At 53.7% G+C, this 18,281-nt stretch carries 26 protein-coding genes; all 26 read right to left on the bottom strand.

The features are described from left to right. Positions 1 to 62: 62 nt before the first annotated feature. On the bottom strand, positions 63 to 548 hold the full coding sequence (rplO, locus tag HCZ99_RS16415) for a 50S ribosomal protein L15 (protein WP_167448091.1): 486 nt from the start codon (positions 546 to 548) through the stop codon (positions 63 to 65). Positions 549 to 577: 29 nt separating this feature from the next. Further along, a complete protein-coding gene (gene rpmD / locus HCZ99_RS16410; RefSeq protein ID WP_022734163.1) occupies positions 578 to 772 on the bottom strand; it encodes a 50S ribosomal protein L30 in 195 nt (64 codons plus the stop codon). Between the two features lie 6 nt (positions 773 to 778). Further along, a complete protein-coding gene (gene rpsE, locus HCZ99_RS16405) occupies positions 779 to 1,354 on the bottom strand; it encodes a 30S ribosomal protein S5 (RefSeq protein ID WP_167448090.1) in 576 nt (191 codons plus the stop codon). Positions 1,355 to 1,365: 11 nt separating this feature from the next. Then, a complete protein-coding gene (gene rplR / locus HCZ99_RS16400) occupies positions 1,366 to 1,719 on the bottom strand; it encodes a 50S ribosomal protein L18 (protein ID WP_167448089.1) in 354 nt (117 codons plus the stop codon). Positions 1,720 to 1,730: 11 nt separating this feature from the next. Next, complete coding sequence (rplF, locus tag HCZ99_RS16395) at positions 1,731 to 2,264, bottom strand: 50S ribosomal protein L6 (protein WP_167448088.1); 534 nt, start codon at positions 2,262 to 2,264, stop codon at positions 1,731 to 1,733. A gap of 12 nt (positions 2,265 to 2,276) precedes the next feature. Then, positions 2,277 to 2,675 (bottom strand): 30S ribosomal protein S8, encoded by a 399-nt coding sequence (gene rpsH / locus HCZ99_RS16390; RefSeq protein ID WP_167448087.1) that lies wholly within the window; start codon positions 2,673 to 2,675, stop codon positions 2,277 to 2,279. A 12-nt stretch (positions 2,676 to 2,687) separates the two neighbouring features. Further along, the gene (gene rpsN, locus HCZ99_RS16385; RefSeq protein WP_167448086.1) at positions 2,688 to 2,993 is read right to left on the bottom strand and encodes a 30S ribosomal protein S14; all 306 of its coding nucleotides are present in this window, start codon (positions 2,991 to 2,993) and stop codon (positions 2,688 to 2,690) included. Between the two features lie 14 nt (positions 2,994 to 3,007). Next, a complete protein-coding gene (gene rplE, locus HCZ99_RS16380; RefSeq protein ID WP_167448085.1) occupies positions 3,008 to 3,547 on the bottom strand; it encodes a 50S ribosomal protein L5 in 540 nt (179 codons plus the stop codon). A gap of 11 nt (positions 3,548 to 3,558) precedes the next feature. Further along, positions 3,559 to 3,876, bottom strand: a complete 318-nt coding sequence (gene rplX, locus HCZ99_RS16375) for a 50S ribosomal protein L24 (RefSeq protein ID WP_167448084.1) — start codon at positions 3,874 to 3,876, stop codon at positions 3,559 to 3,561. Beyond that, entirely contained in the window at positions 3,876 to 4,244 is a 369-nt protein-coding gene (gene rplN / locus HCZ99_RS16370; RefSeq protein ID WP_033067181.1) for a 50S ribosomal protein L14, read from the bottom strand. The genes rplX and rplN overlap by 1 nt, the downstream gene beginning before the upstream one ends. A 34-nt stretch (positions 4,245 to 4,278) precedes the next feature. Further along, positions 4,279 to 4,512 carry a 30S ribosomal protein S17 gene (rpsQ, locus tag HCZ99_RS16365; protein ID WP_008892183.1) on the bottom strand — a complete coding sequence of 78 codons (234 nt, stop codon included), beginning with the start codon at positions 4,510 to 4,512 and terminating at the stop codon, positions 4,279 to 4,281. Between the two features lie 26 nt (positions 4,513 to 4,538). Further along, the gene (rpmC, locus tag HCZ99_RS16360; protein WP_022734154.1) at positions 4,539 to 4,739 is read right to left on the bottom strand and encodes a 50S ribosomal protein L29; all 201 of its coding nucleotides are present in this window, start codon (positions 4,737 to 4,739) and stop codon (positions 4,539 to 4,541) included. 6 nt (positions 4,740 to 4,745) lie between these two features. Further along, on the bottom strand, positions 4,746 to 5,165 hold the full coding sequence (gene rplP / locus HCZ99_RS16355) for a 50S ribosomal protein L16 (protein WP_167448083.1): 420 nt from the start codon (positions 5,163 to 5,165) through the stop codon (positions 4,746 to 4,748). A 12-nt stretch (positions 5,166 to 5,177) separates the two neighbouring features. Then, positions 5,178 to 5,864: a 30S ribosomal protein S3 gene (gene rpsC, locus HCZ99_RS16350; RefSeq protein WP_167448082.1), complete on the bottom strand. Its 687-nt coding sequence runs from the start codon at positions 5,862 to 5,864 to the stop codon at positions 5,178 to 5,180. Beyond that, positions 5,864 to 6,244 carry a 50S ribosomal protein L22 gene (gene rplV / locus HCZ99_RS16345; protein WP_167448081.1) on the bottom strand — a complete coding sequence of 127 codons (381 nt, stop codon included), beginning with the start codon at positions 6,242 to 6,244 and terminating at the stop codon, positions 5,864 to 5,866. Before rplV ends, rpsC begins: the two co-directional genes overlap by 1 nt. A gap of 2 nt (positions 6,245 to 6,246) precedes the next feature. After that, entirely contained in the window at positions 6,247 to 6,525 is a 279-nt protein-coding gene (rpsS, locus tag HCZ99_RS16340) for a 30S ribosomal protein S19 (protein WP_022734150.1), read from the bottom strand. A 16-nt stretch (positions 6,526 to 6,541) separates the two neighbouring features. After that, positions 6,542 to 7,369 (bottom strand): 50S ribosomal protein L2, encoded by an 828-nt coding sequence (gene rplB, locus HCZ99_RS16335; protein WP_167448080.1) that lies wholly within the window; start codon positions 7,367 to 7,369, stop codon positions 6,542 to 6,544. Between the two features lie 4 nt (positions 7,370 to 7,373). Continuing rightward, the gene (locus HCZ99_RS16330; protein ID WP_022734148.1) at positions 7,374 to 7,676 is read right to left on the bottom strand and encodes a 50S ribosomal protein L23; all 303 of its coding nucleotides are present in this window, start codon (positions 7,674 to 7,676) and stop codon (positions 7,374 to 7,376) included. Further along, a complete protein-coding gene (gene rplD / locus HCZ99_RS16325; RefSeq protein WP_167448079.1) occupies positions 7,673 to 8,293 on the bottom strand; it encodes a 50S ribosomal protein L4 in 621 nt (206 codons plus the stop codon). The genes HCZ99_RS16330 and rplD overlap by 4 nt, the downstream gene beginning before the upstream one ends. Before the next feature lie 5 nt (positions 8,294 to 8,298). Next, positions 8,299 to 9,015, bottom strand: a complete 717-nt coding sequence (gene rplC / locus HCZ99_RS16320) for a 50S ribosomal protein L3 (RefSeq protein ID WP_167448078.1) — start codon at positions 9,013 to 9,015, stop codon at positions 8,299 to 8,301. A 16-nt stretch (positions 9,016 to 9,031) separates the two neighbouring features. Further along, positions 9,032 to 9,340 (bottom strand): 30S ribosomal protein S10, encoded by a 309-nt coding sequence (gene rpsJ / locus HCZ99_RS16315; RefSeq protein WP_007091508.1) that lies wholly within the window; start codon positions 9,338 to 9,340, stop codon positions 9,032 to 9,034. Between the two features lie 120 nt (positions 9,341 to 9,460). Continuing rightward, positions 9,461 to 10,651, bottom strand: a complete 1,191-nt coding sequence (gene tuf, locus HCZ99_RS16310) for an elongation factor Tu (RefSeq protein WP_167448068.1) — start codon at positions 10,649 to 10,651, stop codon at positions 9,461 to 9,463. A 29-nt stretch (positions 10,652 to 10,680) separates the two neighbouring features. Further along, a complete protein-coding gene (gene fusA, locus HCZ99_RS16305; protein WP_167448077.1) occupies positions 10,681 to 12,762 on the bottom strand; it encodes an elongation factor G in 2,082 nt (693 codons plus the stop codon). A 27-nt stretch (positions 12,763 to 12,789) separates the two neighbouring features. Next, positions 12,790 to 13,257, bottom strand: a complete 468-nt coding sequence (rpsG, locus tag HCZ99_RS16300) for a 30S ribosomal protein S7 (protein WP_167448076.1) — start codon at positions 13,255 to 13,257, stop codon at positions 12,790 to 12,792. A 12-nt stretch (positions 13,258 to 13,269) separates the two neighbouring features. Beyond that, positions 13,270 to 13,641, bottom strand: coding sequence for a 30S ribosomal protein S12 (gene rpsL / locus HCZ99_RS16295; RefSeq protein ID WP_008892339.1), 372 nt, complete (start codon positions 13,639 to 13,641; stop codon positions 13,270 to 13,272). A 370-nt stretch (positions 13,642 to 14,011) separates the two neighbouring features. Continuing rightward, positions 14,012 to 18,205, bottom strand: coding sequence for a DNA-directed RNA polymerase subunit beta' (rpoC, locus tag HCZ99_RS16290; RefSeq protein ID WP_167448075.1), 4,194 nt, complete (start codon positions 18,203 to 18,205; stop codon positions 14,012 to 14,014). Positions 18,206 to 18,281 lie beyond the last annotated feature (76 nt).

Genomic DNA, 18,281 nt, shown 5'->3' with positions numbered 1-18,281 from the left:
AAAACTGGAGGGTCCGGTCCCGCAAACTAATGGAACCGGACCCTCACGAAGTCATTATAGGCTTATTCTGCGGTTTCTGCTGCAGCGACCGGAGCAAGAACCTTAACCGAACCACCAGCTTTCTCAACAGCTTCAACAGCCGCTTTGGAAGCACCGGTAATTTCGATGTTCAGTTTCGCTTTCAGTTCGCCTTTAGCAAGAAGGCGCAGACCGTCTTTCTGCGGACGGGCAAGGCCTTTTTCTGCAAGGACAGCAACGGTAACATTTGCACCTTCTTCAAGAACACCGTTATCAACGGCGGTCTGAAGGGTACCAAGGTTTACAACACCGTACTGTTTCTTGAACAGGTTATTAAAGCCGCGTTTCGGAAGACGGCGATAGATAGGCATCTGCCCACCTTCGAAGCCATTAATGGCTACACCGGAACGGGACTTCTGACCCTTCTGACCTGCGCCAGAAGTTTTGCCTTTGCCCGAACCAATACCGCGACCGACGCGGGTACGCGCTTTACGCGCACCCGGGTTATCGGCAAGTTCGTTGAGTTTCATAGTTCAACACCTTTTCGATCTGGGGTCAATCAAGCCTCGTCCACACGGACGAGGTGTTTGACCTTTGCGATCATACCGCGAACAGCTGGGGTATCTTCCAGCTCACGAGTCCGGTGCATTTTGTTCAGGCCAAGACCCACAAGGGTCTGGCGCTGATCAGCCGGACGTCCGATCGGCGAACCCGTCTGGGTAACGCGTACGGTCGCTTTTTTCTTAGCAGCCATATCGAATTACTCCTTTTCGAGAACGGCGGCCGCAGCCGAACCGCTATCGCGACGGGCAACGACGTCACCAACTTTCAGGCCACGCTTAGCAGCGACCTGACGAGGTGATGCACCGTTGACCAGAGCGTCAAGGGTTGCGCGGATCACGTTGTGCGGGTTGTTCGAACCGGTACATTTGGACACAACGTCCTGAACGCCCATAGTTTCGAAGACCGCACGCATCGCACCGCCAGCAATGATACCGGTACCAGCCGGAGCCGAGCGAAGGATAACCTTGCCTGCGCCGAAGTGGCCTTTGGTATCATGGTGAAGGGTACGCCCTTCACGAAGCGGAACGCGGATCATGTTGCGTTTAGCAGCTTCGGTTGCTTTGCGAATCGCTTCTGGAACCTCACGGGCTTTACCCGTGCCGTACCCGACGCGACCGCGCTGGTCACCGACAACTACCATTGCGGAGAAAGCAAAACGACGACCGCCCTTAACGACTTTTGCGACGCGGTTGATACCAACCAGCTTGTCGACAAGTTCGTTTTCTTCACGGGCTTTCGGCGCCTGCTGCTGTTGATTCTGGTTACGTGCCATGGTCGTGCTCCTTAGAAGTCCAGACCGCCCTCACGGGCGGCATCGGCCAGAGCTTTCACTCGGCCATGGAACAAATACCCGCCACGATCGAAAACGACCGTTTTCACACCAGCTTTAACTGCACGTTCAGCAATGGCTTTGCCAACCAGCGCAGCGGCTTCGGCATTGCTGCCTTTGCCTGCAAGGTCTTTCTCCGCCGTCGAGGCAGCCACCAAGGTGGTACCTGCGAGGTCGTCGATAACCTGTGCATAGATGTGAGCGTTCGAACGGTGCACGCAAAGGCGCGGGCGACCGGCCGCTTTTTGGCGGATCGCAAAACGAACGCGACGTTTGCGGCGTTCGAAAAGGCTTCTCGCGTTTTTCATCGTGCCAGTCCTTACTTCTTCTTGCCTTCTTTGCGCAAGATATACTCGCCTTCGTAACGGACACCTTTGCCTTTGTAAGGCTCCGGACCGCGCCAGCCGCGTGCATTCGCAGCGAACTGACCAACGAGCTGTTTATCTGCGCCAGAGATGGCGACAAGGGTCGGCTTTTCAGCCACGACGTTAAGACCCTGAGGGATCTCCATTTCTACGTCGTGTGAGAAGCCAAGTTGCAGAACAAGTTTGTTGCCTTGAACCTGCGCACGGTAACCAACACCAGTGATTTCCAATTTCTTGGTGAAACCTTCTGAAACCCCAGAAACGAGGTTCGAGATGTTCGCACGGGTGGTACCCCAAAGGGCACGAGCGCGCTTACTATCATTGTTCGGTTTCACCCAGATCTGGTTGTCTTCCTGGGTAACGGTTACGTCCGAGGTCAGAGGAAGGTTAAGCTCACCGAGCTTACCTTTTGCACTGATCTGCTCTTCGTTCAGGGTGATGGTAACGCCGTTAGGCACGACCACCGGATTTTTACCTACTCGCGACATCTTTGGCCCTCCTTAGAATACCTTGCAGAGGATTTCGCCGCCGACATTCTGTTCGCGAGCCTCCTGATCCGAAAGAACTCCTCGCGGAGTGGACAGGACTGCGATGCCCAAGCCGTTATATACCTTCGGAAGATCTTTGATCTTCGAATATACACGACGACCCGGGGTCGAAACGCGGTCGATCTGCTTAATCACGCCTTCGCCCTCAAAGTACTTGAGTTCGATGCTGATTTCACTGATGCCCTTGCGAACTTCACTTACACTATAACCGCGGATGTAACCTTCGCGCTGGAGAACGTCCAACACGCTGGTACGCAGTTTCGAAGCCGGCGAGACAACGCTGGATTTCCCAACGCGCTGACCGTTACGGATACGCGTGAGCATATCACTTACGGGATCGGTCATCGACATATGATGTCCTCCTTACCAGCTGGATTTCACCATGCCCGGGATCTGACCACGTGAAGCAAGTTCACGAAGCGCGATACGGGACAGGCGGAATTTGCGATAGACACCGCGCGGACGACCGGTCAACTGGCAGCGAATACGCTGACGGATCGGGGCCGAGTTACGCGGCAGCTGGGCAAGTTTAATCACAGCCACGATACGATCCTCAGGGGACGTCTCGCGGTTACCGATAACCGCTTTAAGGGCGGCACGCTTGGCAGCATATTGCTTCGCCAGGCGTTCACGTTTGAGTTCACGCTCTACAGCGCTCTTCTTGGCCATGGGCCAACCTCCAGTTAGTTTCCGAACGGAAGATCAAAGCCCTTAAGAAGGGCAAGAGCTTCATCGTCAGACTTAGCCGTGGTACAAATGATAATGTCCATCCCGCGGACAGAGTCGACTTTGTCGTACTCAACCTCAGGAAAAACAAACTGTTCCTTCAAGCCCATGGCAAAGTTGCCACGACCATCGAAGGATTTTTTGTTCAGGCCGCGGAAGTCACGAACGCGCGGAAGCGCGATTGTGACCAAACGGTCCAGGAACTCAAACATACGGTCGCGACGCAAGGTCACTTTACAACCGATGTTCATGCCTTCACGAAGTTTGAAAGCCGCTACCGACTTTTTCGCTTTCGTAAAGATAGGCTTCTGACCGGTGATCGCTGCGAGATCCGCAACGGCACCATCCAGTTTTTTGCGATCTTGGGTGGCGTCGCCGACACCCATGTTGATCACGATCTTTTCGAGGCGCGGAATCTCCATGGAATTCTCGTAAGAGAACTCCTTCTGGAGTGCGTCACGCACCACTTCTTTATAATGTTCGCGCAGGCGCGTCATTTTTCCGTCCCTCACTTGTCGATGACTTCGCCGCTAAGCTTCGCGAAGCGAACCTTGCGACCGTCATCAAGGGTCTTAAAACCGACGCGGGTCGGCTTATTTTCTTTCGGGTCAACAATCGAGAGATTGGAAACGTCAATTTTCGCTTCCTTCTCGACAATGCCACCGGCATCCGCACCGGTCGGGCGCTGATGACGTTTCACCAGGTTGATGCCCGAAACCAGAGCTTTGTTCTCGGTCGGGAAAGCGGCGAGAACTTCGCCGGTTTTCCCTTTGTCTTTACCCGTCAGAACAATGACGCGGTCGCCCTTTTTAATCTTGGCAGCCATTACAGCACCTCCGGAGCGAGCGAAATGATCTTCATGTAACCTTTAGAACGAAGTTCACGGGTTACCGGGCCGAAAATACGCGTACCGATCGGCTCGCCATTCGCATTAATGAGAACGGCAGCGTTACGGTCAAAACGGATCGCCGAGCCATCGGCACGACGAATTTCCTTTGCGGTGCGAACGATAACAGCCTTGTGGACTGCACCCTTCTTTACACGGCCGCGCGGAATGGCTTCCTTAACGGAAACCACGATAACATCACCAACGTGAGCGGTTTTGCGCTTCGAGCCGCCCAGCACCTTGATGCACTGGACACGGCGAGCGCCACTATTGTCGGCGACGTCCAGATTGGACTGCATCTGGATCATGGGTTTACCCCTTGACTATGATTGGGCTGAGGACTCACTCCTCGACCACTACTTCCCAAGACTTCAACTTCGAGATCGGTTTGCATTCGCGAATGCGAACAACGTCACCCGTTTTGAAGCGGTTCTCTTCATCATGCGCGTGGAATTTCTTCGACTTGCGCACGTACTTTTTATACAGCGGGTGCATGACCTGGCGTTCCACACGGACCACCACAGTCTTGTCGTTTTTCGTAGAAACGACTGTCCCCTGCAATACACGCCTCGGCATGTGTGTTTACTCCTCTGCGTGTCCTGTTAGGCCGCGGTCGCACCCTTCTCGTTACCGAGAAGGGTTTTGATGCGGGCGATATCACGACGGACCTGGCGGACCCGCGCAGTGTTCTCAAACTGACCAGAAGCCTGCTGGAATCGCATATTGAACGACTCCTTACGCAGGTCCAGCAGCATCTGTTTTAGTTCGTCAGCGCTTTTAGCGCGGAGATCAGCAACTTTCATTACTAATTACTCCCCTTCACCAAGACGTGTGACAAACTTGGTCTTGATCGGCAACTTAGCCGATGCCAGCTCGAAAGCTCGGCGTGCAAGATCCAACGGAACACCGTCGAGTTCAAACATAATCCGACCCGGTTTAACGCGTGCCGACCAATATTCGATCGAGCCTTTACCTTTACCCTGACGGACTTCGGCAGGCTTCTGCGAAACCGGTAGATCCGGGAAAACGCGAATCCACACGCGACCTTGACGGCGCATGTGGCGAGTGATCGCGCGGCGAGCCGCTTCGATCTGACGCGCCGTTATACGCTCCGGCTCCATGGCTTTCAAGCCATAAGCGCCGAAATTAAGTTCGGTACCACCTTTGGCCTGCCCTTTCAGGCGACCTTTGAAGGCTTTACGGAACTTTGTACGTTTCGGAGAAAGCATATCGTGATCTCCTTACTTACGACCGGAACCAGCCGACTCGAGCGCTTTACGCTCAGAAGCCAGCGGATCATGTGCCATGATTTCGCCCTTGAAGATCCAGACCTTCAAACCACAAACACCATAGGTGGTGTGTGCTTCTGAAGTGCCATAATCAACGTCCGCACGCAGCGTGTGCAGCGGAACGCGACCTTCACGATACCATTCGGTACGAGCGATTTCAGCGCCACCAAGACGACCAGCAGCATTAATACGAATGCCACCAGCACCGAGACGCATTGCGTTCTGAACCGAGCGCTTCATAGCGCGACGGAACGAAACACGGCGCTCAAGCTGCTGGGCGATGTTGTCAGCGACCAGCTTGGCATCGATTTCCGGTTTACGGATTTCGATGATGTTAACCTGCACTTCTGACTTGGTCAGTTTCTGCAGATCGTTCTTGAGCTTCTCGATGTCCTGGCCTTTTTTCCCAATCACAACACCCGGACGGGCGGAGTGAATCGAAATGCGGGCTTTTTTCGCCGGACGTTCGATTACCACCTTCGATACACCGGCCTGCTTAAGCCGATCGAAGATGTATTTGCGGATCGCGAGATCTTCGTGAAGAAGATCTGCGAAATCGGCCTTGTTGGCGTACCAGCGGGAATCCCAGGTACGGTTAATCCCAACGCGTAGACCGATCGGATTTACTTTCTGACCCATTACTCGGTCTCCTCACGTTCGCAAACGACGATACGGATGTTGGAGAACGGCTTAATGATCTTGCCAACACGACCGCGTGCACGGGCGCGCCAACGTTTCATCACGAAGGCCTTACCAACAGACGCCTCTTTAACAAAGAGACGATCGACATCAAGCTGATGGTTGTTCTCGGCATTAGCAATTGCCGATTCCAGCAGCTTTTTGACGTCCTGCGAAATACGTTTGTTGGAGAAGGTCAGTTCTGCCAAAGCAGCTTCTGCCTTCATACCACGGATCGACTCGGCGACGAGGTTGAGCTTACGCGGGGAAATGCGTAAAGCCCGGAGCGAAGCAGCAGCCTCGTTATCCGCCAGCCGACGGATGTCAGCTTTCTTACCCATCGTTACTTCCTCTTCGCCTTTTTGTCGGCCGCGTGACCATAATAGGTACGGGTCGGCGAGAATTCACCGAACTTGTGACCGATCATATCTTCGTTCACGAGTACCGGCAGAAACTTCTGGCCATTGTAAACCCCAAAGGTGAGGCCTACGAATTGCGGCAAAATCGTCGAGCGCCGCGACCAGGTCTTAATTACCTCATTCCGGCCTGAGGCACGGACAGTATCGGCTTTCTTAAGAAGGTATCCGTCAACAAACGGACCCTTCCAAACGGAACGCGCCATAGTCTAGCCTCCTCCGTTAGCTCTTGTGACGACGGCGCATGATGAGCGCGTCGGTCTTTTTGTTCGAGCGGGTACGTTTGCCCTTGGTAGGCTTACCCCACGGCGTAACCGGATGACGACCACCCGATGTACGACCTTCACCACCACCATGCGGGTGATCGATCGGGTTCATGGCAACACCACGAACCGAAGGACGTTTGCCAAGCCAGCGATTACGGCCGGCTTTACCAAGGTTGATGTTCTGATGGTCCTGGTTAGACACGGCACCAATGGTAGCCATGCATTCACCACGAACCAAACGTACTTCACCGGAGGACAGCTTAAGCTGGGCGTAACCTTGGTCCTTACCAACGAGCTGCACGTATGCACCTGCTGAACGTGCGACCTGACCACCTTTACCGGCTTTCAGTTCGACGTTATGGACAATGGTACCGACCGGAATATTCTTCAGCGGTGCGGCGTTACCCGGCTTAATATCTACGCGTTCAGCGGCAATAACTTTGTCGCCAACAGCGAGACGCTGTGGTGCGAGGATGTAGGCCAATTCGTCGTCAGAATAACGAACCAACGCGATAAACGCGGTGCGGTTCGGATCATATTCCAAACGCTCGACGGTACCGACAACATCAAACTTGGTACGTTTGAAGTCGATCATACGGTAACGACGTTTGTGACCACCACCAATACGGCGGGCGGTGATACGACCAGTGTTGTTACGGCCACCTTTCTTGCGAAGACCTTCGGTCAACGCTTTAATCGGCTTGCCCTTGTGGAGATCGGAACGATCGACAAGAACCAGCTGACGGCGACCAGGAGAGGTTGGTTTAAACTTCTTCAAAGCCATTGTCTTAGATTCCCGTAGTCACATCGACGGAATGACCCTCTTCGAGGGTAACCATCGCTTTCTTGAAATCGCTCCGACGACCGGAAATACCGCGAAAACGCTTGGTTTTTCCTTTTACCACAGAGGTATTGACCGCCTTGACCTTCACCCCGAACAGACCTTCCACAGCAGCCTTAATCTCCGGCTTGGTGGCGTCGATCGCGACTTTGAACGCAACAGCGTTGTGTTCAGAAATCAGAGTCGACTTTTCAGTAATATGCGGGGCGCGGATGACTTCGTACATCCGCTCTTTGCTGATGATCGTCATTTGAGACGTGCCTCCAACGCTTCGACCGCACCCTTGGTGAGCACCAAGGTGTCACGGCGAAGGATGTCATAGACGTTAGCACCAATCTCAGGCAACACATCAATTTGCGGGATGTTGCGCGCAGCGCGAGCAAAGCCCTCATTGACCTGAGTACCGTCGATGATCAGTGCAGACTTCCAGCCGAGTTTGTCGAAAACTGCAACCAGACTCTTCGTTTTGGCATCCGAGAATTCCGCATTATCAAGAACGATAAGCTTACCGTCTTTTGCTTTAGCCGACAGAGCGGTTTTAAGCGCGAGTTTACGGAACTTCTTGGTCAGATCATGTGCGTGATCGCGAACACGCGGACCATGCACAACCCCACCACCACGGAACTGAGCAGCCTTACGGGAACCGTGACGAGCACCGCCACTACCTTTCTGACGCACGAACTTTTTCGTGGTTGCGGAGATTTCCGACTTTTCCTTCACTTTATGGGTACCGGCACGGCGTTTAGCCAACTGCCAGTTCACCATACGGTGGAGGACGTCGCGACGTACTTCCAGACCAAAGATCTCTTCTGCAAGATCGATGTTGCCTGCCTTGGAAGCGTCAAGTTTAAGAATGTCGAGCTTCATGATGCTTATTCCTTATCCTCGGCGACAGCTTCTTCAGCAGCCGGGGCAGCACCCTTAAGCGCGGCTGGGAACGGAAGACCTTCCGGCGCAGCACGTTTCACAGAATCCTTAACAAGGACATATGCGCCCTTGTGACCCGGGACTGCACCGTGAACCAGGATCAGACCTTTATCTTCGTCAGAGGTGACGATTTTCAGGGACTGAACGGTAACACGTGCCGCACCCATGTGACCTGCCATCTTCTTACCTTTGAAGACGCGACCTGGATCCTGACACTGACCAGTGGAACCATGCGAACGGTGAGATACAGACACACCGTGCGACGCACGAAGACCACCGAAGTTGTGACGCTTCATCGCACCGGCAAAACCTTTACCGATGGAGGTGCCGATGACGTCAACGTACTGACCTTCAACAAAGTGAGTAGCAGAAAGTTCTGCACCAACTTCGATCAGGCCATCTTCGCTAACGCGGAATTCAGCAAGTTTGGCTTTCGGCTCAACCTTGGCTTTGGCGAAGTGACCACGCATCGGCTTCGATACGTTTTTCACTTTCGCTTTGCCATAACCAAGCTGAACAGCGACGTAGCCGTCGATGTCGTTGGTACGGTTGGCGACAACCTGAAGATCTTCGACCTTCAGAACGGTTACAGGAAGGTGGGAACCATCGTCGTTAAAGACGCGGGTCATGCCGACCTTCTGGGTAATAAGTCCACTACGCATTGCGGCTTACTCCCGATTAAAGCTTAATCTCGACGTCGACGCCGGCAGCAAGGTCGAGCTTCATAAGAGCATCAACGGTCTGCGGAGTCGGGTCGACAATGTCGAGAAGACGCTTGTGAGTGCGGATTTCAAACTGTTCACGCGATTTCTTATCGATGTGCGGAGACCGCAGAACAGTGTATTTTTCGATGCGGGTCGGCAGCGGAATTGGGCCGCGGACCTCTGCGCCAGTGCGCTTCGCCGTATTGACGATCTCGCGCGTGGACTGATCCAGCACGCGATGGTCAAACGCCTTAAGGCGAATGCGAATGTTCTGACTATCCATGTAATTATGTACCGGAGCCCTCAAAAGGACACCGGCCCCTCAACTGGAGTTGACGATTGCCGCAAAAGTGTTGCGGGCGGCTTATGTAGCCGCCCGCAACCCAAAGATCAAGAGAAAAATTTATTCAATGATCTTAGCAACAACGCCCGCGCCGACGGTACGACCGCCTTCACGGATTGCGAAACGCAGACCTTCGTCCATTGCGATCGGTGCAATGAGGGTTGCGGTCATCTGTACGTTGTCGCCCGGCATAACCATTTCGGTGCCAGCAGGCAGTTCGATCGAACCGGTAACGTCAGTCGTACGGAAGTAGAACTGCGGACGGTAGTTCGAGAAGAACGGCGTGTGACGGCCACCTTCATCCTTGGTCAGGATGTAGGCTTCTGCTTCGAATTTGGTGTGCGGGGTGATCGAGCCAACATGTGCCAGAACCTGGCCACGTTCGACGTCTTCACGTTTGGTACCACGCAGCAGCGCGCCAATGTTGTCGCCAGCTTCACCCTGATCGAGCAGCTTACGGAACATTTCAACGCCGGTAACGATGGTTTTAACGGTGTCTTTAACGCCGACGATTTCAATCTCTTCGCCAACTTTAACAACACCGGTTTCAACACGACCGGTTACAACCGTACCACGACCGGAAATCGAGAATACGTCCTCGATCGGCATCAGGAACGGTTTGTCTTTCGGACGATCCGGAGCCGGGATGTAGTCATCAACAGCAGCCATCAGTTCGAGGATAGCGTTTTTGCCGATTTCGTCATCACGACCTTCAAGGGCAGCAAGAGCCGAACCTTTGATGATCGGAATATCGTCGCCCGGGAAGTCGTAAGACGACAGGAGCTCACGGATTTCCATTTCGACGAGCTCGAGGAGCTCTTCGTCATCAACCTGGTCAACTTTGTTCATGAAGACCACAAGCGCCGGAACACCAACCTGACGGGCGAGCAGGATGTGCTCACGGGTCTGCGGCATCGGGCCATCAGCAGCCGAAACAACCAGGATACCACCGTCCATCTGAGCCGCACCGGTGATCATGTTTTTCACATAATCGGCGTGACCCGGGCAATCGACGTGGGCATAGTGACGGTTTTCGGTTTCGTATTCGACGTGCGCGGTCGAGATCGTGATACCACGAGCTTTCTCTTCCGGCGCTTTATCGATCATGCTGTAATCTTGGAACGATGCGCCGCCAGCCTCTGCGAGGACTTTGGTGATCGCTGCGGTCAGCGTGGTTTTACCGTGGTCAACGTGGCCGACAGTGCCGATGTTGACGTGCGGTTTTGTACGCTCAAACTTTTCTTTAGCCATTACTAACTCCGTTTATTCTGGCTTGGGCCTTAGCCGGCCGATTTTGCTTTGACTTCATCCGCAACTGCTTGCGGAACGTCAGCATAGTGATCGAACTGCATCACGAACTGGGCACGGCCCTGAGACATGGAGCGCAGCGTGTTGACGTAACCGAACATGTTCGCCAGCGGTACAAACGCGTTAACAACGCGTGCGATACCACGGGAGTCCATATCGCGGACCTGGCCGCGACGGCTGTTCAAATCGCCAATGATGTCACCCATGTACTCTTCAGGGGTCACTACCTCGACTTTCATGATCGGCTCAAGCAGCTTCGGCGAAGCTTTCTGCAGACCTTCTTTGAACGCAGCGCGAGCTGCGATTTCGAAGGCCATGACGCTCGAGTCAACGTCGTGGTAGGCACCGTCGGTCAGCTTGATCGACAAGTCGGTAACCGGGAAGCCTGCGATCACACCGCTCTGAAGCGAGCTTTCGAGACCTTTGGCAACACCCGGGATGTATTCTTTAGGAACGTTACCGCCAACAACCGTATCGGTGAAGGAGAAGCCCGTTCCCGGTTCGCCCGGTGTAAACGTAAGTTTGATACGCGCGAACTGACCAGAACCACCCGACTGTTTCTTGTGGGTGTAGTCAACTTCGATCTCTTTGGAGATCGTTTCGCGGTAAGCAACCTGCGGCGCACCGATGTTCGCTTCGACTTTGAATTCACGCTTCATACGATCGACAAGAATGTCGAGGTGAAGCTCGCCCATACCGGAAATGATGGTCTGGCCGGATTCGTGGTCGGATTTAACACGGAACGACGGATCTTCCTGTGCAAGACGTGCAAGGGCGAGACCCATTTTCTCCTGGTCGGCTTTCGATTTCGGCTCTACAGCGATCTCGATAACCGGATCCGGGAATTCCATGCGCTCAAGGATGATCGGCTTAGCCGGATCACAAAGGGTATCACCAGTGGTGGTGTCCTTCATGCCGACCAAAGCAACGATGTCGCCCGAGCAAGCGTATTTGATTTCTTCGCGGTTGTTCGAATGCATCAACAGCATACGGCCGATACGTTCTTTTTTCTCTTTAACAGAGTTAAGAACGTAAGAACCGGCGTCAAGAACGCCCGAATAGATACGAATAAATGTCAGCGAACCAACAAACGGATCACTCATGATTTTGAACGCGAGAGCCGAGAACGGCGCTTCGTCGGTCAAAGGACGTGAATCAGGCTCGTCTTCGGTGTTCGGCTTAACGCCACGAACATCGTCGATGTCATCTGGTGCAGGCATGTAATCGATAACGGCATCAAGAAGCGGCTGAACGCCTTTGTTCTTGAACGCAGTACCGAGAAGGACCGGAACCAGCTCACCTTTAAGGGTCCCTTTACGCAGGCACTTCTTAAGAAGTTCCTCGGTCGGGGCTTCACCTTCAAGGTATGCTTCCATCGCTGCTTCATCGAAATCGATCGCCTGTTCGACCAGGGCTTCACGATATTCGTCAGCCTGATCTTTAAGCGAATCGCGGATGTCACGATATTCGAATTCTGCACCGAGGCTCTCGTCTTTCCAGACGATTTCCTTCATGCGAACGAGATCGACAACACCTTCGAATTCACCCTCAGAACCAATCGGAAGCTGCATAACAGCAACATTGGCACCGAGGCGCTCTTTCATCATTTCAACGCAACGGAAGAAATCTGCACCGGTACGGTCCATTTTGTTGACAAAGCACATACGCGGTACGTGGTATTTGTCAGCCTGGCGCCAAACGGTTTCAGTTTGCGGTTCAACGCCGGAAACGGCGTCAAATACCGCGCAAGCACCATCGAGAACACGAAGCGAACGTTCAACTTCAATCGTGAAGTCAACGTGGCCCGGGGTGTCAATGATGTTAACACGGTGGTCATTCCAGAAGCAGGTCGTCGCAGCAGACGTAATCGTAATGCCACGTTCCTGTTCCTGTTCCATCCAATCCATGGTCGCGGCGCCGTCGTGGACTTCGCCGATCTTGTAGGATTTTCCGGTATAGAAGAGGATCCGCTCGGTGGTCGTCGTTTTACCTGCATCAATGTGTGCCATGATGCCGATGTTACGATACCGAGAGATCGGAGTGCGTTTTACCATAATCGACTCTTGATCCTAAGGTCTAGATTACCAGCGATAATGAGCGAAAGCCTTGTTGGCTTCGGCCATACGATGGGTGTCTTCGCGCTTTTTGACGGCCGAACCACGGTTGTTGGCTGCGTCCATCAATTCACCGGCGAGACGACCGACCATGGTCGTTTCGGAACGCTTACGAGCCGCATCCACCAACCAACGAATGGCCAGTGCCTGACGGCGTTCGCTACGAACTTCAACCGGAACCTGGTAAGTAGCACCACCAACACGACGCGAACGCACTTCGACGTTCGGCTTCACGTTGTCCATGGCTTCATGGAACTGTGCAACAGGGTCTGAACCCTTGCCTTCGATAACTTCCAGGGCACCATAAACGATTTTCTCTGCTGCGGATTTTTTACCGTCCAGCATCAGACCGTTCATGAATTTAGTGAGAACCTTATCGCCGTATTTGGCGTCAGGTAATACTTCGCGCTTTTCAGCAGCGTGACGACGTGACATCTGAGCTGCTCCTTATTTCGGACGCTTCGCGCCGTATTTCGAACGACGCTGTTTACGGTCTTTGACACCCTGCGTATCGAGGGTACCGCGAATAATGTGGTAACGAACACCCGGCAAATCCTTCACACGGCCGCCGCGGATCATCACGACAGAGTGCTCTTGAAGGTTATGGCCTTCACCCGGAATGTAAGACGTTACTTCGTAGCCGTTGGTCAAACGAACACGGGCAACCTTACGAAGTGCCGAGTTCGGCTTCTTCGGGGTGGTGGTGTATACACGGGTGCAAACGCCGCGTTTCTGCGGGCATGCTTCCAGTGCTGGAACCATATCGCGCTGGGTGCGCGGTGTCCGCTTTTTGCGGATCAACTGGTTAATAGTGGGCATTAACTTTCCCTTTTACTACAACGGACGCCACTAGGGCGTTGCTCTTATCGACGCACGACGAGCGACCGCGCGCCTTTGTACAGAGTACAAAAACACGCGCGAACGCCCATAAAAGCAGGAATTCCTGCCTCGACGGCCGTCAGAGTCGCACTCAAGCGATGGGGGGCAAAACCGCCCGCTACCGCACAAAACGGCACCGACACAGCTACACCCCCCGTGATTTGGTGGGCGCATACTAGTGACGGCCCCCTTTTGCGTCAAGCAAAACCCTCAAGGCCTTCGAGTTGGCGCTTCAAACGCCGAGACGAACCGGTGCGTCGATAAGATTTCCGGTTCGTCTCTGATTCTTTAACGATCTGGCGCGACGGTGTTATTCGCCTGCCGGCAGAGAAGTCGTTTCGGCGTCGGCCTGCGGGCCGAAGTTGTCGCCAATTTCTTCTTCTGCTTCGATCTGTACCGTTTTGTCGCGTTCAGCAGCCAGCGCACGGAAGCGATTCATCACCGCACCGGTACCAGCCGGGATCAAACGACCCACGATGACGTTCTCTTTCAAACCGATAAGGGTATCGGTTTTGCCCGAAACAGCTGCTTCGGTAAGAACGCGCGTGGTTTCCTGGAACGACGCAGCCGAGATGAAGGAATGCGTCTGGAGCGAAGCTTTGGTGATCCCCTGAAGGACCGGTGCACCTTCGGCCAGCTCGCCACCTTCTTTGACGGCACGTTCGTTTTCGGTATCAAAGTCAACGCGGTCAACGATTTCGCCAACCAGAAGTGTCGTATCACCCGGTTTGGTGATCTCAACTTTCTGGAGCATCTGACGAACGATAACTTCGATATGTTTGTCGTTAATCTTAACGCCCTGCAGTCGGTAAACTTCCTGGATCTCGTTGACCAGGTAATCTGCCAGTGCAGGAACGCCCAGAACACGCAAGATATCATGCGGAACCGGCGAACCATCGAGGAGCTGATCGCCTTTTTCGACGAAGTCCCCTTCCTGAACGGCAAGGTGTTTGCCTTTCGGGATCATGTATTCAACCGGTTCGGTCAGACCCGAGTCTTCGAGCGGATGCACGATGACGCGACGCTTGTTCTTATAGTCCTTGCCGAATTCGACGCGGCCCGGAATGTCCGAGATAATCGCGTGTTCTTTCGGTTTACGGGCTTCGAACAGCTCGGCAACACGCGGCAGACCACCGGTGATGTCACGGGTTTTCGAACCTTCGCGCGGAATACGTGCAAGCACGTCACCGGCGTTGACTTTCTGACCGTTCTCAATCGACAGAATGGCGTCAACCGACAGGAAGTAACGGGCTTCAAGGCCGTTATCCAGGTTGATGACCTCACCGTCTTCGTTACGCAGGGTAACGCGCGGTTTGAGTTCAGACGCCTTAGGCATGCTTTTCCAGTCGATAACCGTCTTGGCCGCAATACCGGTCGCTTCGTCATAGACTTCGCGAATGGTTACGTTCTCAAGAAGGTCGACATAGTTAACATAGCCCTCTTTCTCGGTGATGATCGGAACAGTGTACGGATCCCACTCAGCCAGTTTCTGGCCACGTACGATCTGATCACCTTCGTCAGCAAGCAGTTTCGCACCATACGGTACGCGATACTTCGCACGCTCGCGGCCGGTTTTATCCACCAGCATGATCTCAAGGTTACGCGCCATAACGATTTTGACGCCGCTTGAGTTCTCAACGACTGCGCGGTTTTTCAATTTAACCGTTGCATCGAAGTTTGCTTCGACACCGGAAACCTCTGCACCACGCTGCGCGGCACCACCAATGTGGAACGTACGCATGGTCAGCTGTGTACCCGGCTCACCGATCGACTGTGCGGCGATAACACCAACAGCTTCACCAATGTTCACCGTGGTACCACGTGCCAGGTCACGACCATAGCAATGGCCGCAAACACCGGTTTCGGCATCACAGGTCAGAACCGAACGAATACGTGCGGTTTCAACACCGGCTTTCTCGATCACTTCAAGATGATCTTCTTCGACCATGGTGTTTTTCGGGACGATGACTTCGCCGGTCGACGGATTAACAATCTCGTCAGCGGTGAAACGACCCAAAATACGATCAGAAAGCGTTTCGATCACTTCGCCAGAATCGACAACCGCTGCGATGTCGAGGCCACGTTCAGTTTCGCAATCATGCTGAGTGATGATGCAATCCTGTGCGACGTCAACCAGACGACGGGTCAGGTAACCCGAGTTCGCTGTTTTCAACGCGGTGTCAGCCAAGCCCTTACGAGCACCGTGAGTGGAGTTGAAGTACTCCTGCACGGTCAGGCCTTCTTTAAAGTTCGAAATAATCGGCGTTTCAATGATCGAGCCGTCCGGCTTCGCCATCAGGCCACGCATAGCAGCCAGCTGACGCATCTGAGCGGCAGAACCACGGGCACCGGAGTGGGCCATCATGTAAACGGAGTTCACATTATCGCCTTCAGCCGTTGCCGAGATGACTTTCATCATCTCTTCGGAAACGTCATCGGTACATTGCGACCAGGCATCAACAACTTTGTTGTATTTCTCACCACGGGTGATGAGACCATCCTGATACTGCTGTTCGTATTCCTTGACCTTCTCGTGGGTGGTGCCCACCAGCTTTTCTTTGGCATCAGGAATGATCATGTCATCCTTACCAAACGAAATACCGGCTTTACATGCCCAGTTGAAACCAAGGCCCATCATGCGGTCAGCAAAGATAACAGTCTCTTTCTGGCCACAGTGACGGTAGACAACGTCGATGACGTTCGAGACGTCTTTTTTGGTCAACAGCTTGTTGATGGTCGAGAACGGAATGCGCGGATGACGCGGCAGAAGTTCTGACAGCAACATACGACCGGCAGTCGTGGCAACACGGACCGTAATCGGTTCGTTGTTTTCATCGACAGTGTGGTAACGCGCATTGATTTTCGAATGCAGGTTCACAACACCGGCGTCAAGCGCCTGTTCGATCTCAGCGATATTGACAAAGGACATGCCCTCGCCCGGCTGACCGTCGCGTTCCATCGAGATGTAATACAGACCAAGGACAATATCCTGGGACGGCACGATAATCGGTTTACCCGATGCCGGTGACAGGATGTTGTTGGTCGACATCATCAAGGTACGTGCTTCAAGCTGTGCTTCAAGCGACAGCGGCACGTGAACAGCCATTTGGTCACCATCGAAGTCGGCGTTGAAAGCCGTACAGACGAGCGGGTGTAACTGGATGGCCTTACCTTCGATGAGGGTCGGCTCAAACGCCTGAATACCAAGACGGTGAAGCGTCGGTGCGCGGTTAAGCATGACCGGGTGTTCACGGATAACCTGCTCGAGGATATCCCAAACTTCGGCACGCTCTTTTTCCACCATACGCTTTGCTGCTTTAATGGTGGTTGCCATCCCGTACAGTTCCAGCTTCGCGTAAACGAATGGCTTGAACAGTTCGAGTGCCATTTTCTTTGGCAGGCCGCACTGGTGCAGTTTCAGGTTCGGACCCACGGTAATCACAGAACGACCGGAATAGTCGACGCGTTTACCCAAAAGGTTCTGACGGAAACGACCCTGCTTACCTTTAAGCATATCCGACATCGATTTGAGCGGACGCTTGTTGGCACCGGTGATCGGACGACCGCGACGACCGTTGTCAAACAGCGCATCAACCGATTCCTGAAGCATACGTTTTTCGTTACGCACGATGATATCAGGCGCACGAAGCTCGATCAGGCGCTTCAGACGGTTGTTACGGTTGATCACACGACGGTAAAGGTCGTTCAAATCAGACGTTGCGAAGCGGCCGCCATCAAGCGGAACCAGCGGACGCAACTCTGGCGGAATAACCGGAATAACTTCAAGGATCATCCATTCCGGGCGCGCACCAGATTCCTGGAAGGCTTCGATCAGCTTAAGACGCTTGACCAGCTTTTTGCGTTTGGCTTCGGAATTGGTTTCCTTGAGGTCGATTTTCGCGGTTTCGCGTTCTTCGTCAAGGTCGATCGCCGCAAGCATATCGCGGATGGCCTCTGCACCGATACCGGCACGGAAGCTGTCTTCGCCATATTCTTCTTGCGCTGTCATGTACTGATCTTCGGACAGAAGCTCACCCATTTTAAGGGGGGTAAGGCCCGGTTCGATCACCACATAGTTTTCGAAGTACAGAATGCGCTCAAGATCTTTGAGCATCATATCAAGCAGCAAGCCAAGACGGCTCGGCAGCGACTTCATGAACCAGATGTGGGCAACAGGTGCCGCCAGTTCAATGTGGCCCATACGTTCACGACGTACTTTGGCCAGAGTCACTTCAACGCCGCACTTCTCACAGATAATGCCGCGATATTTCATACGCTTGTACTTACCGCACAAGCATTCGTAATCCTTCACCGGACCAAAAATGCGCGCACAGAACAAACCGTCGCGCTCCGGCTTAAAGGTCCGGTAGTTGATGGTCTCCGGTTTCTTGATTTCACCAAAGGACCAAGAGCGAATACGCTCTGGGCTGGCAATCTGGATCCGGATCTGATCGAAGCTCTGGGTGCCCTGCGGCTGCCCGAAGATCTTCATCAACTCGTTCATAAAAGGCTCTCCCGCTATGCCCGGTCTCGCCGGGTTTCGCCAATTTCAGGCCGAAAGATGCGTAATGGCGACCGGG

Source organism: Thalassospira lucentensis (genome assembly GCF_011806425.1).
In the GTDB taxonomy this organism is placed as follows: domain Bacteria; phylum Pseudomonadota; class Alphaproteobacteria; order Rhodospirillales; family Thalassospiraceae; genus Thalassospira; species Thalassospira lucentensis_B.
The sequence above is the reverse complement of the archived record's forward strand: the minus strand, read 5'-3'. Positions and strand labels throughout refer to the sequence as shown.